The 17699-nt window shown below is 68.5% G+C and carries 5 protein-coding genes; 1 reads left to right on the forward strand and 4 read right to left on the reverse strand.

The window, feature by feature from the left end; genetic code table 11:
* Genes AOM00_RS05465 through AOM00_RS05480 form a run of 4 tightly spaced genes read right to left on the reverse strand, consistent with a single transcriptional unit; the run spans position 1 to position 16020 of the window.
* Positions 1–2205, reverse strand: a complete 2205-nt coding sequence (locus AOM00_RS05465; protein WP_062516827.1) for a 3'-5' exonuclease — start codon at positions 2203–2205, stop codon at positions 1–3.
* A gap of 12 nt (positions 2206–2217) precedes the next feature.
* Positions 2218–8586 (reverse strand): DEAD/DEAH box helicase, encoded by a 6369-nt coding sequence (locus AOM00_RS05470; RefSeq protein ID WP_062516828.1) that lies wholly within the window; start codon positions 8584–8586, stop codon positions 2218–2220.
* Positions 8583–13127 (reverse strand): hypothetical protein, encoded by a 4545-nt coding sequence (locus AOM00_RS05475; RefSeq protein ID WP_062516829.1) that lies wholly within the window; start codon positions 13125–13127, stop codon positions 8583–8585. The genes AOM00_RS05470 and AOM00_RS05475 overlap by 4 nt, the downstream gene beginning before the upstream one ends.
* Position 13128: 1 nt before the next feature.
* The gene (locus tag AOM00_RS05480; RefSeq protein ID WP_062516830.1) at positions 13129–16020 is read right to left on the reverse strand and encodes a DEAD/DEAH box helicase; all 2892 of its coding nucleotides are present in this window, start codon (positions 16018–16020) and stop codon (positions 13129–13131) included.
* A 340-nt stretch (positions 16021–16360) separates the two neighbouring features.
* Between AOM00_RS05480 and AOM00_RS05485 the strand changes: the two genes are divergently transcribed.
* A complete protein-coding gene (locus AOM00_RS05485) occupies positions 16361–17284 on the forward strand; it encodes a hypothetical protein (RefSeq protein WP_062516831.1) in 924 nt (307 codons plus the stop codon).
* Positions 17285–17699 lie beyond the last annotated feature (415 nt).

A 17699-nucleotide genomic window follows, 5' to 3' on the forward strand; every position in this document is an offset into this window, starting at 1 on the left:
TCAGGCGTCCGCCGCTGACGAGATGAGCGCACTCTTCTTCCCGCTCCACGTCACGACGAGTACATCGCGCGCTCGGGTCGCCGCGACGTAGAGCAGCGACCGCTCGCGGAGCATCGCGTCGGAGAACGAGTCTTCGGAGTAGCGTTCCGACCGCATCGCTGCCGGCACGGCGCCCTCGGAGACCCCGGCCAGCACCACTCGCGCGAACTCCGTGCCCTTGGCGCGGTGCATCGTCAACACGCTGGGGTGTCCGGCGTGGATCGAGCCGGTGTCGACCTGGTGCAGCGCAACACCGCGCTCGCTCAGCGCGGTGGCGAGGCGCGCCCGCGTCGACTTGTCGCGCACCAGCACCGCGATGGACTCGGGTGCGACGCCTTCGGCGAGCCACCCGCTGACCCGCGACGCGATCGCGTCGTACTCCTCGGTGACGGAGCCGCACGGGACCAGTTCCGGGACGGGACCCTTGCGTGCCGAGTGGTAACCCGCGGTCGTCTCGTCCACGCCCTCGACGTCCTCATACGCGGCCCCGGAGAGCACGTCCACAGCGAACCTCAAGTTCTCCGCGGTGGTGCGGTAGTTGAGCGTGAGGCGATGCGCACGGCCGACGATCTTGATGCCGTAGCGGCCGAGCACCACCTTCTGACCGTAGATGCGCTGGTGGGAGTCCTCCGCGATGAACAGGTCGTCGGGCCCCTCGGACGCGAGGGCCCGGAGAAACTGCCAGCGTGCCGGGGTGAGGTCCTGACCCTCATCGACGAGCACATGGTCGGCGAGTCCGGTCCCACCCACGGACGGCTCGGCGTAGGCCGCCGCGATCGCCGCGGCCTCGTCGTAGTCGATGACACCGTCGATGTCACAGGACGAGCGATACGCCTCGAGAACCGACCACACCTGTGCGCGGCCCGCGCGGTTGAGCGCGACGCCGCGCCCGGGACGCGGCACCGCGAAGTAGTCGGCCTTCGACGTGATCCGCGCCGGCAGCACGACCATGGAGTACTCGGCAGCGAAGAACGCGGGCGACCTGAGCGCTTCCGACAGCTGAGGATCGGCGGTGTCGATCGCCTCCTGCCAGGCGCCGTCAGGTGTGCGGTTGTTCACGTGCGTGATCAGCTTGCCAAGCACCGACTCGGCAGCCGTCGCGACCTCGGCACCAGCAGCCTTCAACACCCGGGAGATGAGTGCATCGACATTGGCGATGTAGACGCCCGGGTCGCCGAGATTCTTCGCCAGCGGAACCTCGGGGTCGAGCTGGTGCATGTTCGAGGCGAGCATGTCGGCAAGGTTGCGGGTGTACGTCGTGAGCACGATGCGGGCGGCCGGGTTCGCCTTCCACAGCTCGCGCGCGCGATGAACAAGCACGACCGTCTTGCCGGTGCCCGCGCCGCCCGAGAGCCTGAAGGCACCGTTGTAGTGCTTGGTGGCGTACTTGCGCTGGTCCGGATGAAGGAAGACGCGCCATGCGCCGAAGTCGCTCGCCTCGATCGCGTTCTGGAGTTCGGTCTGATCGCCGATGAACGTGAACTTCGCACGCGCGGTCGGGTGCGCGAAGCCCGCTTCGAGCTTCTCGTCCTCGGTGGCGTCGGGGTCGTGCTCCACCGGCTCGTCGAGGCTGAACTTCGCACGGATGTCGTCGATGCTGAGCCCATCGAGCAGGTAGTTCAGCGCCTCGCCCTGCCACCCACCGTCACGCACGGCGATCTCGAGCACGTCGACCTTGGTGGCGGCGGCCATCGCGGCGGCAGCGAGCGCTGGCGCGAGCCCCATCTTCTCGGTGAGGTCCTTGAGGGTGAAGCCCCATTGCGCCAGCTGCGACAGCGAGGGCTCGTCGTCGCCGATTCCAGGGGAGGAGGCGCCGATGGGCGCCGAGTCGGCTCCGGGCTCCACCTCCTCGATCTCGGTGAACCCTCCGACCGCGTTGATGGTGAGGCGCATCTTCTGCGCGCGCTTGATCGCGTCGTCGTGGTGCCACGTGCCCACGTACACGTACTTCACGCCGAACTTGCCGGTGAGCTTGAACAGCACCGCGCGGTAGTGGATGTCGACCCGTCCGGTGCGGACGCGGGGGTCCGCGACGTTGTTGAGCGGCTCGATGTGGAGGCCGGGCAGGGCGTCGTCCTCCTGGAGCTTCCCGAGGAAGTCGAAGACCTTGGCCTTCACATCCTTCTCGAGCTTCTCCTTGGGGTTCATCAATTCGAGCAGCGGCATCGGACTCCCTGACTACTGCGTGAAGGCGGCGGCGATGGACGTGAGCGTAGCGGGCACCACCGACCATCCCTCGGATGCGAGCGACGATGCGGCGGACGGGTGGAGATCCATGTCGACCACGATCATGTGGTCGGGCCACGAGACGGCGAGCGGGACACCATCGGCAGTCTCGAAGCCGAGCTCCGGCACGGGAACCGACGGGGCACCCGCGAGCGCCTCGAGGAGGCTGCGCTCGTCGTCGCTCGCTGCCAGGTCTCGGACCGCTTCCCACTCGGGTGCCAGCGCGGACCGCTCGGCGCGGGCCTCGACCACGGATCCGGAAGGAGCGCCGATCTCGCTGAGCGCCGTGATGACCGTCGAGTGATCGCGGAGCCCGAAGAGGTTGGCCAGCCGAAGCCACTCGCGCCACGCCGCCTTGTGCGAGGAGTCCTCGAGTGTCGAGTCCGCATCGTCGATGGCAATCGCGACACCGATCGCAGCGTTCGCCTGGACCTCTGATGCGAGGCCGACCGCCCCGGACCTCCACAGCCACGCGCGCGGTGGACTCGCCTCCGCCGGCTTGACCCCGTCCCTGATCGCGGAGGCGACGATGCTCTCGAGGCTCGAACCGGGCTCGGGCACGTAACGCACCTGTGCGGGGGAGAGGAAGTAATACGGTGCGAGCTCTGCGAAGCTGCGGAGCTCGTCGGGGCGTGGCGCGCGCATCCATTCCACCAGGAAGGACACCGGGCCGCTCGCGACGGATGCTACATCAGCGGGACCGAAGCGGGCGCCGGGGGATGCCATCAGCTGCTGCGTCACCTGCGGCGCCATCCACGACGGCGCCTCGACCGTGCCCGAGCGCCACGCCTCGATATCCGCTGCCGTCACCGCGATCACCCTGATGCCCTTGTCGCGCAGCGTCTGGCGCTTGCGGGCGTCGTCCGCGATGCGGTTGGTCAGCGGATGCGCATGCCAGCGGTGGCCGTCCGTGAAGACGGCGACCTTGTGCTCGTCCGCACCGGTGTTGGAGCGCAGCAGGAAGTCGGGCTTGACGCCGCCCATCGGCTCCTGCGGGTCGATCGTCCAGCGCAGCGGCTGGCCCGGGAACGAGGCCTGGATGCGCGTCCCGTTCGGACCCTGCTTCGACGTCACCTTGGCGCCGGCCTTCGTCAGTGCCTCCTGCAGCACGGCACGGAACGCCTGCTCGAGGTGGCTCTCGATGTCGACATCGACGGGAGCCTTCTCGGTGATGTTCCACGCGCGCGCCGCCGGCGGCTCAGCGCCCTCCGAGGAGCCGGCGAACAGGATGTCGGCCAGATGCCGTGCGGCGAGCGCACGCGACACGTGTGGCACCTCGTGGGCGCGGGCGAACGGAAGGAGGCAGCGGTGGCACGCGAGGCGCTCGCCGTCGCCTTCCTCCTGGCACGGGCATGATGCGAGCACGGCCCACGCGCGGCGGAGCAGGCTCCACACCTTGTCGGGGTCGGTGAGGTCGGCCAAGTACCCCGTGCCGCCGGGGACCACGTCGTGAAGCAGCAGCGCCGGCGCCGGGGAGCCGTCGGAGTCGCCAGGCTGCGGGTCCACGGAGACGGTGACGTCGATGTGGTCCGGCGCCCCGCCGAACTCCTCGCGCAGGCCCAGCAGCACCGCGGCCTTGAGGCTGGGGACCGCGAAGGTGTCGCCGACGGTGACCGCGAGCGGCAGGCGCAGCAGCACGCCCTGGGTGGTGAGCGTGCGCGACAGCGCGACCTTGCGGCTGCGCTCCTTGGCCGCGTTGCGGTGGCGGCACCACGTGCGGTGCTCCCACGGATTGTTGGCGCCCGCGGTGGTGTCCTGCTTGCCGCAGCCCTCGCACAGCGCGAACAGCGGCGCCGCGCGCTCCTCGCCGGCGATCATCTTGGTGTTCGCCTGGACGTCGGCCTTGCCCAGGTTGAGCCACGTGATCGACAGCTTCGAGAAGTACCGGGCGCCGAAGTCGTAATTCTGCACGTACCAGGAGCCGCGCTCGAAAGCCGGGTCGATGTCCGGCGCGGTGACCACGTGGAAGCGGGCGCGGTCGCGCTCGTCGCGGCGGTCGGAGATGCGCTGCTCGTCGCGACGCACCTCGGCCGAGGCGCGCGTGAACTCGAGCACCTCGAGCCGCTGGTTGACGTCCGCGATCTCCTTGTCGCCGCAGCGGGGACACACGGTGACCCCGGACCCTCCGGTGACGTCCTTGGTGTACCCGCATGCCCCGCACAGAGCCAGCTCGCGGATGCCGGTGCCGTCGACGCCCAGGTCGACCGCGTCGATGACGATCTCCAGGCCGTTGGCGTAGAACGTCGCACCGGGCGCGAACTCGCTCAGCGCCTGCCGCGAGCCACGGGTGTAGCCCACGGGCTCGGACTGGTACTCGCCCTCGTCGTCGACCCAGTTGAGCGCGATGTCGAGCTCCACCGAGTCGTCGAGCAGCGTGTAGTTGGGGAGGATCCCGTACTCCTCGAGCACGGCCACCCACCACTTCGACTTCATGTCCGCGATCTGCGCCTTGACCAGCTTGAGGGAGCCGCCGGCGCTGCGCGCGTCGCGCTTCTCGTCCTCGGTCGCGGCCGGCATCTCGGCCTTGCGGCGCAGCTCGGGGATCTCCTCCTCGATCGCCTTGAGGCGGTACTGGAGGCCCTCCAACGTGATCGCCCAGCGACGAGAGGCGCCGTGCACCAGAGCAGCGAGCCCGCTCGAGCCCTCGCCCGCGGCGGGGACCGCCCACGAGGTCAGGGCCTCGACGGTCGACGGCGCCAGCGTCTCGAACGTGGCGAGGAACCGTGCGACGTGGCCCCGTGCATCGTCCTCCGCGAACGCGATGAGCGAGCCGAGGAAGGTGCCCGGCTCGGACGAGTGCATGACCTTCGAAGCCTGGTCCGGGTGGAACAGCTCGGTGTCGCGCGCGAGTGAGTCGACCAGGTGCGCGATGTACTGGCGCTGGAGGATCTCCTCGGCGTCGAGGTACGTCGCGGGCGGGCGGACCTCGCCGTTGATGACGGACAGCGGATCTTGCAGGCGCGGGAGCTGCTCGCCGCGTCCGGTGATGAACGCGAGGTTCAGCGCATTGCCGGTGAGGCGGCCCGCGCGGCCCACGCGCTGCAGGTACGAGGCGACGGACCGGGGGAGCGAGGACAGGAACACCGTCGACAGGTCACCGATGTCGATGCCCATCTCGAGGGTGGGCGTAGCGACCAGCACGTTCGGCGCCTCGGGGCGCTCGCCGGACTCCTTGAAGCCCGTCTCGAACTCGAGACGGAGCTTGTCCTCGAGCAGCGACGTGTGCTCCCGGGCGACGATGCGGCGCATGGCGGCGTCGCCGTAGAACCGGCGGTAGAAGTTCGTCGTCCCGGATTGGCGCGCCAGATAGCCAGGGCAGCGGACCACGAGGCACGGGGCGCCGTCGAGCTGGTCGACGGCCTCGCGGCCGCCGGGGACCACGTTGGCGCACACGTTGCAGGCGAGCAGCGTGCCGCCGGCGGCGAGGTCCTCGTCGGACACACGGGTGAGCATGACGATGCCCGGGTCCAGCGAGTACACCGTCGAGCCGGAGTCCTTGACCGCGTGCTCGAGCACCAGGCCGGCCTTCGCGAGCTCGACGAACAGCGCGCGGGCGAACGATGCGGCCGCCTGGTTCGGCACGCCCAGTGCCCGCTGCGCCCAGCGGGCGTACCAGCTCTGCGGGTTGGTGACGTTGACGAACTCGGAGTTGCGCGTCGCGGCGCGGCTGTGGCCCACGCGCGGCAGTTCGGGCGCGGGACGGCCGCGGGGGAAGGCGGGCATGCCGACGTTCTTGGGGCGCCCGCCCCAGATCTTCCAACGGTTGCCGTCCTCGGCGATGTAGCCGTCGAGCCAGCGGTGATACAGGCCGCCCTGCTGGCGCAGGTAGACGAGCACGCCGCGCACCCACGCGGCGAGCGCGGCGTCGGACTCGGCGCCGAGCACCTGGATGTCGGCGCCCTCGACGGCCTTGCGGGCGATGCGCGCGAGCCGGTCCACGCCGCCGGCGTCCACGTGCGCGGCGACGGAGCCCGTGAGCTCCAGCGTGCGACCGACCCGGGACTGAAGACCGAACTCGAGGATCGCGTCGAACAGCAGTCGGTTCTGCACCCGGTCGCGGACACGCTTGGTCACAGTCGCCGAGGTCTTCTCCTTCCAGAACGGCTGGAAGCCCTCGTTGTCCACCAGGTCGGGCGGCAGGATGCGATACCGGGCCACGGCATCGTCCCCCGCGTCGCGGATGATGCGCTCGGCGAGCTCGTCGAGGCTGACCGAGCCCGTCGAGGGGACGGCATCCATGAGGAGCGAGCGGACGGTGAGGGAGTGGGAGCGCGTCTCGACGAAGCCGGCGCGGTGCGCGGCGTCCTGGACGGAGTCGGTGAAGACCAGCGCCTTCTTCTCGTTCTGGTCGAGCCCGGCGCTGCCGAAGAGCGTCGACAGCGACACGGAGAGCATGGTCGCGATCGCGGAGCCGAGGAAGCGGATCGCGTCCTTGGTGCCGCAGGAGGGGCAGGTGTCGGCGCGCGAGGCGTCGTCCGCATCGTCCCCGGTCTGGGTGAGGATGGGCAGGACGTAGCCGTCGCGCAGGTCCTCATCGTCGGCGTCGGGCGCTGCCCACGAGAGCTCGCGGTCCTTGATGCGCCAGTACGCGAGGCCCTGGATGGGGGCGGCGGCGAGCTCTGCGGCGTCGGCCTCGGCGGGTGCGTACAGCAGCGCGCGGAAGCGCGACTCCTTGGTCATGTGCTTGCGACGGATCGACGCGGTGTCGTCGTCGATCGCGGTGCCCGTGGGGCTGAGGGTGACGCCCCAGCCGGAGCGGCCGCAGTGGCGGCAGAAGACGGCGGGGAAGGCGTCGCGGTGGAAGGACTCGTCGAGGGCGGCGTCCTCGGTGGGGACGATGGCGCCGTCGTCGCTCCACAAGAAGCTCGGAGTGGCGCCGGCGCGGCGGTCGATGCGCGTGAGCTCGCGGACCCACAGGTGCATGTCGAGGTTGAGCATGGGGATGCGCTCGGGCCCGCAGGCCGCGCGCACGTGGCTGAGCGCGGCGAGCACGTAGAGGAGGAACTCCTCGCGGGTGGCCTGCCACTGCTCGGCGGTGTGGTCGGCGGCAGGGGCGCGGGGGAGCACACGGTCGGCGAGGTCGGTCAGCGAGACGGCGTCCGCGGCGGCTGCGGCCAGGTCGCGCACCAGCGGGAGGGACGATGCGGCGCTGACCAGGGTGCGTGCCTCGTCGGGCACCTCGCTGTGCATGCCAGTCAGATGGAAGAGGACAGAGGTCGCGGCCTCCGCGACGGTCGTCTCCTCGAAGGCGAACCGCCAGTGGTTGACGGCGCCGGCGATCCAGTCGGGATCGAGCTCGGTGGGGCGGCCGGCGGTCTCGAACGCGCCGGCATCAACCCTGGTCGCCCACTCGTCGTAGGTCATGCGCGACTCGGTGACCACCGCATCGTCGCCGAACCGCTCGCCGAACACGGTGTGCGCGAAGTCGAGCATGACGCCGGGGTCGCCCTTGTCGCCGAGCGTCGCAGAGGTGGCGATGGGGGTGATCCTGCCGAGCGGGCGCGCGAGGTCGTCGTCCGAGAGGCCGTCGCCCTGGTGACTGCGGAGCGTCAGGCCCAGGCGGCGCAGGAGCATGGCGACGTCGGTGCCCTGGGCGCCGTCGTAGGTGTGGAACTCGTCGAGCACCAGGTACTGGAGGCTGTCGGCGCTCGCGGACCAGAGGGGCTGGTCGGCGGCGCGCAGCAGCAGCTGGTCGAGCATCTTGTAGTTGGTGAGGAGGATGTCCGGCGGCGACGAGCGGATGACGTCGCGGTCGGTGATAAGGCCCTTCTCCGAGACGATGGTGCGGCGGCCGGAGTCCTCGCCGGTGTAGATCGCGGCAGTAAGGCCCGCGAGTCGGGTGTCGCTGGTGAGGAGCTTGGTGAGGCGCTTGGCCTGATCGTTGGCGAGCGCGTTCATCGGGTAGAGGATCAGCGCCTTGATGCCGGTCTGGCCGGCGGCTCGCATGCGGCGTGCGTGATCCAGGAGTGGGAAGAGGAACGCCTCGGTCTTGCCGGAGCCGGTGCCGGTCGTGACGAGTGTGGGGAGCGGGCGCTCGTAGAGCGAGTTCGACAGGCGCCCGAACGCCGCCGCCTGGTGGCCGTAGGGAACGAACCCGTCGGGGACCCACCGGAGCGCGTCCTTCCAGCCCGGCTCGGCCGGGCGGAAGGGCAGGCGCAGGCGCACGAACGGTCCCTTGAAGATGCCGGACGATGCGTCCTCGAGGAAGTCCTTGAGCGCCGCCTGCGCGTCGCCGTCGGTGAGCGCGAAGGTGGTCGCGAGGTACTCGAGCAGGCCCGAGCGGATCTCCTTGGCCTGCAGGGACGGCAGAAGCTCGCTCACAGATCGTCTCCGAACTCGGCCTCGAACCGGGCGTAGGCCTCGCGCATGTCCTTCTCACGGTCGAGGACCACGAAGGGGAACTCATAGGTGTAGTCGATGCCGCTGCCGGGGTGAGTCGCGGTGCGCTCGTCGACGGTCAGGTTCTCGCCCTTGGCCTTGTAGAGCTTCAAGACCTCGTTGGGCACGAGGCGCCCGTTCGCGTCGTAATGGTTCTCCTGGTCGTATCTCCGCAGTACCGCGAATTGCGTGCGGTACACGGTGCAAAGCTCGTCCGCGGTGACGCCGAGCCCGAGGGCGACGAGGGCGTCGATTTCTACCTGGATTTGGCGGCGGACTCGAGGAATTCGAGCCGCCACGGTCGGTGTCCATGGCGAGCCCTTCCCTGCCGTTGCCAGCCAGAAAGGTGCGAATGCGTCGGTCAGGCAGAATAGGCGTGCGGCGCGGTCAGCGATCATGGCTGCGAGGGCTTGATCCGTGATCCACGCAATTCGCGAAATCGTACTCAGCGGTATGTCCGATTTCGGCGACGAGCGGACTTGAAAGTCGGAAAGGAGCGAGCACAAAGTCCCGACGACCGACGCAAGTTCACGGGCGCTCAGATTCGCGCTACCCGCTGCAGATACCGGGTGCACATGCGCCGTACCAGGTGGAATCACGGCGGCGATGAGCGTGCGTTCTCCCGTGTTGTTCGCCATTCTGCGCCATGCAAGACGGAAGTGCGCTCGAGCCGGGGAACGCCCAGCTGCCTGTCCCCAGTGGGTGTAGCTCGCGTCGTACCTTTCAGTACCAACCGATGGCTTGTAGGAAGTGATCGGAACGTAGTCGTGCGGCAGGGCTTCGAGGTCGACCGGTGTCCAGTCAAGCTTGTGCAGCATGGTCTCGTTCGGGTACTTATACGCTGGATTGGCTACGTAGAGGTGGGGGCCCTGGAGAATCACCTCGTTCCAACTCTCGGCTGGTCCCCAGTCCTTCCTGAAAATGCCCTTCTTTCGGTCAATCGATTCGTCCCAGCCGCGTGAGAACTCGAGATCCAACTCACTGATCCTTGGTGAGGCTGCAATCTTGTCGAGCACGCGTGACTCAGATCGATTCACTGTGTAGAGCATCCGTGACTGCAGCACCGGTACAGGCTCGGCTGACAGCAACTCATGCCACGTGCGCAGGGTCGCGTCCGTCACCTCGGTAATGCGCGCCAAATGGGGTCGGACTTCCCATTTCCCTTCTTGGTCTTTCACCCCAGGTTCGGCACCTGACCCGTCGTGGTCGAATGAACGCTCAACCGTCGTCGGATGGTAGAGGCTCGACGCGCTGGAGAATTGAACAAGATCGGTCGCGGATCCATACACATGGACGCCGAAACTGGCGTGGTGGTGGACTTCCTCGAAGAGTTGCAGTTCGTTCAGGAACTGCCAATGGCGTCGGAGTCTCCGGTAGGTGGATGCCCGCAACAACCCGGCCTTCTCGTCGGTGAAGTGGGACTCGGGATGGATAAGGCCGACGGACGCGCGCGCCGATAGATTGGCCCAAGTCCGCATCATGAAACAGCGGTAGAGATCGGGCTGGAGTCCCGCCAATTCAGGGTAGTTGGCGCCTGAACCCAAGTACTCCGCCGAACAGGCGCTGTCCGTCGAACCGTCGAGCACCAGCATTTTGATTCCGGCGAGTTGAAGCGTGAGAGCGCGTCGCGCCGCGCGTTCAGATTCGGAGGGCTTGTTGGCGAGTTGCCACCAGGGGTCGCCCTCCGCTAGCAGCGCGTCAACGTCAGAACGAGGTCGCACCCACGGAGGATTTCCGATCTGCAGATCGAACCCGCCGTGACCAAGCACCGGAGCGAACTCGATTTGCCAATGGAAGAACCCGTGTCGTGAGGCGATTTGCCCGGCAACTGAGAGCCAGCCGTGGACTGCGTTGGCGTCAGCCGTGCGGAGCGCTCCTGCAAGGCCGAGGTCAGTCGCCTCGGCATCGTTCAGCTCTTCCCACGAGTCCGCGCTCGCGAGAGTGTCGGTCCCAAGCCGGCTCCGGCTCCGCGCCTCAGGGGCGCGGCCGAGAAGCGCGAAGCAGGTGGCGATCCACTCGTCGAGAGTCGGCGGGGCGACGTCGGTGGTGAGCGGCCAGAACCACAGCGCGCACCAGGCGTCCATGACGGCCCGCACGCGGCGGTAGGCGCCGTTCGCGTCGGCGAGCGACTCCTCGATCTGCTCGCGCGTCACGATCCCGGCCGGCGTATCGTCCTCTCGGCCCCACACGGGGATCGGGCGTCGAGCCTGCTCGTTCGCGATCTCCAGCCTCCGCGCGGCCATCTTCCAGAGTGTGTCGACGCGGTAGCTCAGTTCCATTAGGTCGTCGAGCTGCTTGCGGGTGGGCTTCGCCTTGATGGACTTGCGCCACGCCTTGAGCGACGCGACCGCCTCGGGGGCGAGCTCCTTGGCCTCCTTGGCGTCGGCGGCTGCGCCCCACCCCTCGGCCGGGAGCAGGAAGTGCCAGATCTGGTGGGACTCGCGATCCCCGAGCGTGATGTCGGTGGGCGGGGTGGTGAGCCACGCCTTCGCGTTGATGGTGTCGCGCGTGTAGACCGCGCTGCGAGCGCCGATGAGCGAGTTGCCGCGGCGCAGGTGCAGGCCGAACCACGGCGCCTCGAGACCCTCGACCATGGTGTCGAGCCACAGCGAGATCTCCGCGAGTTCGACCGCCGTCGCGTTGAGGTCGACGCCGTAGACGTTGTGCAGCGCGATGTACGCCTTCACCCGCTGGAGCTCCCTTTGGTACTCCTCCGGGGCGATCCTGTCGCCAAGTTCGGCCTGGCGCCTCTTGAGGTACTCGGAGGCGAGCTGACGCGTCGCCTCGATGGCGAACGCACCCGAGCCGAGCGCCGGCTCGCACACCGTCAGACTCAGGACCTCCTCGGCGGTGGTGGTCTTGCCGTCTTGATCGAGCAGCTCGGCGAGCGCCTGGGACACCGTGAAGCGGGTGAGCACCTCGGGCGTGTAGAAGGACGCCGACTGCTGGCGCTCGCGACCCGCGAGGCGGAACACGAACGTGCCCTTCTCGTGGATGACGGGCTTCTTCTCGCCGGTCTCGGGGTCCTCGGTGGTGACGAAGTCGGTCGCGGCGATGCCCTCGGCGCGGGTGGTCGGCACCACCCACGAGCCCTTGGACGAGTCGCCGTTCTTCGCGACCTCGAACAGGTCCTCCTCGGCGAAGAAGCCGGTGTACGACATCAGGCCCTCGTACACGGCGCCCAGTTGGTTGATGCCCAGCTCCGCGTAGGAGATGAAGCCGCGGTCGCGCTTGGACTTCTCCTTGCTCAGCAGCAGGTGCTCGAGCACCTGCTGGAGCGCGCCGTTGCCCAGTTTGACCTCGTCGAGGTAGGCGACGGCGCGGGGTAGGAACAGGTCCGCACGGAGGCTGTGGAACGTGAGCGAATCGGTGACGGCGTCCTCGCTGCGAGACGATGCGGGGGAGTGGCCCCGGTCGACGAGCCGGAAGAGCACGTCGAGGGACGCGTACAGGTGCGTGCCGTGCTGCGCCTGCTCCGTGGTGATCTCCTGGAGCACCAGCTCGCGGAGGCGGTCGAGGCTATAGCCCGCGTCGTACTCCGGTGCGCCGACGGGCAGCACGCCCAGTTCTGGCGATGCCTCCGCGTACAGGAGGAAGAGGATCCGGTAGATGTAGCGCAGCGACTGCTTGGCAAGCACCTGCGCCTCCGCCTGCGGCAGCGGCTCGAGTCCCTGGGCTGCGCGGCGGGCGACCACCTCGTTCGCGAGGATCTCGATGGAACGGCGCACGCCATCGCGGAGGTCCTTGCTCACGCCGACCGTGTGCTTGACCGACTCCTCGAGCACCTGCTCCCACCAGATGCGCCCCTCGGCGTCCGGCGCGAGCGACTCTGCGGAAAGGATCGTCAGGGCGGTGACGATCTCGCCGCCGTTCTTGGCGTCGTTGCGCTCGGCGACGAGTTGGAGGTCGACGGCCAGGTAGCGTCCCTCGGCCCAGCGGGCCGCCTCGGCGACCAGCGCCCACCTGCCGGCCAGGACGAGGACGAAGCGCGGCGCATCGTCCCCCGCGAAGAGGCTGCTGACGCGGCCGGGGAGCGACCAGGACGGCTTGCCGTCGACGCCCTCGAAGGGATCCCACAGGCCCATGCGTTCCTTGTCGCGGAGATCTTCGACCGCATCGGCCGGGCGCGCGGAGACGATCGCCAGCGGTGCCGCGCCAGAAAGCCCGGGCACGCCGACCGTGGTGACGTGCGCATCGTCCTTGATCACGTAGCCGGCGCCGCGGAAGCCGAGCACACGCAGATACTCCTCGTGGAGGGCGTCGACCTCGTCCTGCGCGGGGTGGTCGTTCTGCCCGATGCCGACGAGCGCCTTCTCGAGCGCGCCGCGCGCGGCGGTGAAGCGGGAGAGCGGGGAGTCCTCGGCGTCCTTCCACTCCTTGGCGCGGGCGGTCACCTGCGCGGCGAAGGAGGCCTTGCCGTCGGAGGTGAGGAAGTGCTCGCCGATCCAGTCGCCCTCGTTGACGATCGAGTCGAAGACGGCCATGTCAGATGTCCCCCTCGGAGAAGTCCTGCGGCACCACCACGAGCAGCGGGCGGACCAGGTAGCGGTCGGGCCGCATCTCCTCGATCATCCGCTCGACGTCCTTGACGGTGGTGCGTGAAGTCCTGATGTCGCTGCGCTGGATCAGCGCGTCCGCCTCCAGCTCCCAGGCGGTGGCGCGGCCGGCCCAGCGCTCGACACGCGCGGTGGTGGCCTGGCGGGCGGCGTCGAGGTGGTGCTCGAGGTTGGCGTGCGCGTCGCGGACGGCCATCCTCACGAGCGGCTGGAGGGCCTCGGCGCCCCTGATGGCGCCCGGGTTGGCCCGGGCGGCGGTGACCCCCGCATCGTCCAGCATCTCCAGCGCGGTGGCGTAGGCCGTGACGATGCACTGGGGCGCGCTCGGGCTCAGGCGGCGGGCCGCGATGTGGCTGGCGGCGACCACATGGCCGCGCTTGTTGGTGAGCGTGCCGACCAGGAGGACGGTGGGGGAGTCGACGTCGCCGCGCATGGCGTAGACGTGGTTGCGCTCGAGGCTGGCGAGCGCGCGGTCGGTCGCCCAGTCCACCACGGGGTGCTGCGGGCCGAGGAAGTGCGCAGCGGGCCAGCTGGAGCCCTTCGAGTCGGCGAGGGCGGCGGCGAGCTCGCTCTTGCCCTTGGCATCGGTGACGGCGAGCTTGAAGGTGGCCTTGACGTCGCGGTCGCTCAGGTAGGTCTGGGGTAAGGCGTCGAGGCGCTGGCGCAGGTCGCGCGGCGGGGAGAACTCGACGATGCCGTCGGCCGCGTGCTCGCGCCACCTCACGCCGCCCTCGTTCGGGCGGTCCGTGAGGTCGGCAGACTTGTCGGGGAAGGCCGCGTCGAGGGCGTCACGGAGGTAGTCCAGCGTGGTCGCGTAGAGGTGCGAGCCGTTGGTCGTGGTGGCTGGTGCGGGCGGTGCCGCCGCCGTTCCCGGGAGGCCGAGGTTGAGGATCTGGCTGATGAGGTCGACCTCGACGGCCGCCTCGGGGGTGCGCACCGCATCATCGAAGTCCCGCTTGCCGGCGAGGATGTCGCGGACCGCGTCCTCTTCGTCGCCGATGCTGAACTTGTCCATGAGCGAGGCGACGTCGCCGAGCGCCTTGTGCGCCGCGTGCTCGCGCTCGAGGAGCCTCGTCAGCACCTTGAGGTCGCCCTTGAAGCGCGCGGATGCGGGGTCGAGGATCAGCGTGGTGATCTGCGGCGAGTGACGCTGGCCGTAGCGGTCGATGCGGCCGTTGCGCTGCTCGATGCGGATGAGGGACCACGGGACGTCGTAGTGGATGAGCTCGTGGCACTGGGCGTGGAGGTTGACGCCCTCGGAGGCGACGTCGCCGGTGACGAGGACGCGGATGGGCGAGGACGCCTGCTTGAAGGATTCGATGAGGCGCATCTGCTCCTCGTCGGAGAGGCCGCCGTGCATGACCTGGACAGCCTCCGGCCTGAGGCCGAGGCTCTTGGGGAGGTGCTCGGTGAGCCAGTTGAGGGTCGCGACGCGCTCGGCGAAGACGACGGCGCGCATCGGGCTGGTCTTGGAGACGCCGATGCCCTTGAGGTAGGCGACCAGGGCGTCGTACTTGGCGCTCGTGGCCTTGCTCGGCTCGTTGAGGTCCTTGAGGCGGTGGAGCGCGGCCTCCTCGGTTGCGGCGGCGTCGCCATCTTGGGTGCCGAGCGACTTGAGGCGGTTCTGGATCGACTCGTGGAGCGCGTCCGGGCTGGAGAGGAACGCCTTGGCGAGGGTCCAGCCGAAGAGGGTGTCGGTCTTGCCGGAGTAGGGGCTCTTGCCGCCGACCGGGTGGAGCCAGGTGTCCTGGAGCTCCTGGGCGACGGCGTTCTCGGCGTTCGAGGCGGGGATGAGTTTGTGCTGGGGGTCCTTGCGCGGCGCCCACTGGGCTCCGACCACGCCGGCGACCTCGTCGCTGTTGCGGTGGCGGCGGATGATCAACCGCTTGGTCTCCTCGGGGTCCGGGGTGCCGTCGGGGCGGACGGCCGTGGGCTCGAGGAGGCGGATGAGGTTGGCGAAGGACTCCATCTTGCCGTTGTGGGGTGTCGCGGAGGCGAGGATGAGCGCATCGGCCGTGGGCGCGAGCGTGCGCGCGAGGCGGTTGTTGAGCGTGCCGGAGTTGGTGAGGTTGTGGGACTCGTCGATGACGACCGCGTCCCACTTCTGGTTACGCAGGTGTGCGAGGTAGCGGTCGGACTTCAGGGTGTCGATCGAGATGATCGCGCGCTTGTAGTACGTGAAGGGGTTGCGCGTGGCGGGCAGCTTCTGGCGCACGCGCTGGATGCCGGCGCTGTCGAGGCGCACGAACGGGAGGGCGAAGCGGGTCCACATCTCGTGCTGCATCTGCTCGAGCACATGGCGCGGCGTGACGATGAGGATGCGCTCGCCGCGGCCGCGCCTGACGAGCTCGGAGAGGATCATGCCGATCTCGATGGTCTTGCCCAAGCCGACCGCGTCGGCGAGCAGGATCCGCGGACGGAGGTTGTCGGGGTCGAGCGCCTGACGGATTGCGGTCGCCTGGTAGGGCAGCTGGTCCGCGAGCATGTGTGGCGAAACGGTGAGCGTCGTGTCCGTGATGGGGACGGGCGTCTTGCGGAGCATCGCCTCGACCCACAGGCGCGAGTCTCGGTACTTGGGGCTGTTGTCCGCGGTGACCTTGGCCTCCGCCGGGTCGAGCGGCTCGATATGGTCGAGGCTCGCGAAGAACTGAGCGGTGGTGCCGCGGACGAGCTCGCTCAGGCCCTGGACGTGGACCAGGGGGCCGTCGGAGGTCTCGGTAACGTTGCTGACGAGCCACTCCTCGTCCCGCACCACGACTGTGGAGCCGGGAGCGACGTTCAGGTCGTGTGTTGTCTGCTGATTCGTTGCGGCACTGCTCACGGTAGTCACCCTACTTACTGTTCCCCTCAGCGTTGCGGGGCTCGGTGCCCGCGTGTGGCACATGGTGTCAGATGACTCTGACGCCGTTCCGATGCGTGGACATCGCGCCTGCTTCCTAGGTTGGCAGCGCTGACCAGCGTGCCCGGAAGCCCAAGCGAGCGAAGTTCACCGCCAGAGACGGGTCGCTCGGCGCGGGACTCCCTCGTTTCCTAGCGATCACGTTGACTAGGCGTAGCGCTCACTGGGGCAGACCCGTTGGAGTCAAGGTTCAACTCCCGAAGGCCTTGGACGCTGCGCGTGGGACCCGACCGGTGCCGTTGGGGTGGTGCATGATGCGGCCATGGCAGGCTTCATCTCCGCTGCGCAGCTGCGCTCCATGGCAATGCAGGACTATCCAGACTGGGCGGGCGACGTCGAGTACAGCAACGCGGTCGCTACGGCCCGCACCGAGTTGAAGAACGGTAAGCAGCGGAGATACACCGAGTACACCGTGAGCCTCCGCCACCGAGGGCTTTCCGATAGCCGGACGATCGTCGCGCGCACGCCCACCGGGTTCGGCAACAAGCTGGACAGGCTCTTCGAGGCGTGGGACAAGCAGTGGCGAGTTGCCAAGCGTGTCGGCGGAGTGGGCCGCGTGAGCACCCATCAGCAGGGCACGAAGCGGGGAGGGATGTACGTCCAGGTGGTGTACCTGAGCGATCCCGATGACGCCGCAGAAATCGACATCGTCGAGACCATTCGCCACAACGGACTTCGCAAGCCGCAGCGCGGCGCGAAGAACTTGCAGCACGCTTACATATACCGTTGGCCATTCGCGCAGAAGCCGCAGCGCGGCCACCTGGTGATCGGGTCCGGGGCGCTCGCGGTGGTGACGAGGCTCAGTAGGTCGGGGTCCGACTACCACGGATGCATCGCTGACCTCGATGCATTCATCGGCGGTGACGCAGCGACCTACTCGCGCGAGCAACTGGTCGACCTGGTGGGGAAGGTCCCAAGAGGGTCGCTCGACGAAGAGCGCTTTGCCATATCGCAGCCGACCGCGCACGTTGTGCCCGTCGGAGGCAATGCCACGGGCGGCTACCGAGCGGCCGCGCACAACTTTCCGCCGGGTGTCCACAGTTACGAGTCCGCTGCTCCGTACCTACCGGAACCCGCGTTCGTCAGAGACCGGAATGTCGAGCCGGCTCGCGGTGGCGGCGCGAACGGGAAGTCAGTTCTACGAAGTCCGCTCGACACGCTGCGGCGCCGCTTCAGGGGAAACTAGATCGAAACGAGAGCGCCCCGGTGACTCTGTTTACGGCATGCACAACGAGACAAAGCAGGCGCTGCATGCCTGGATCAGCGCGGTCCGTAACCGAATCCAAGAACTCCAGAACCGGATGCCGTTCCGTGGATACCTCGATTCAGCCGCGGCGACGAGGACTTGCCGACCCTCGCGGGCAGCAAACCCTGGGACCCGCCGTCCTGAGATAGCGGTTACACGACGCCGGGTGGCTCCCCAGACTCCATTGTTGGCTTGGCGGCGTGCGTTGGTTTGCCTCTTCCGTCGGTACCTGGCCGGCGTAGAAGCTGGGCGGAAGAAACTCTGGCCAACGCATTTCTCACTCTGCGTGACACATGGTGTCAGCGAGGGGTGAGGACCGTCGTGGCGGTCGAATGTTCAGTTGGTCACAGCGGTT

This window comes from Demequina gelatinilytica (genome assembly GCF_000971115.1).
GTDB classification, from domain to species: Bacteria; Actinomycetota; Actinomycetes; order Actinomycetales; family Demequinaceae; genus Demequina; species Demequina gelatinilytica.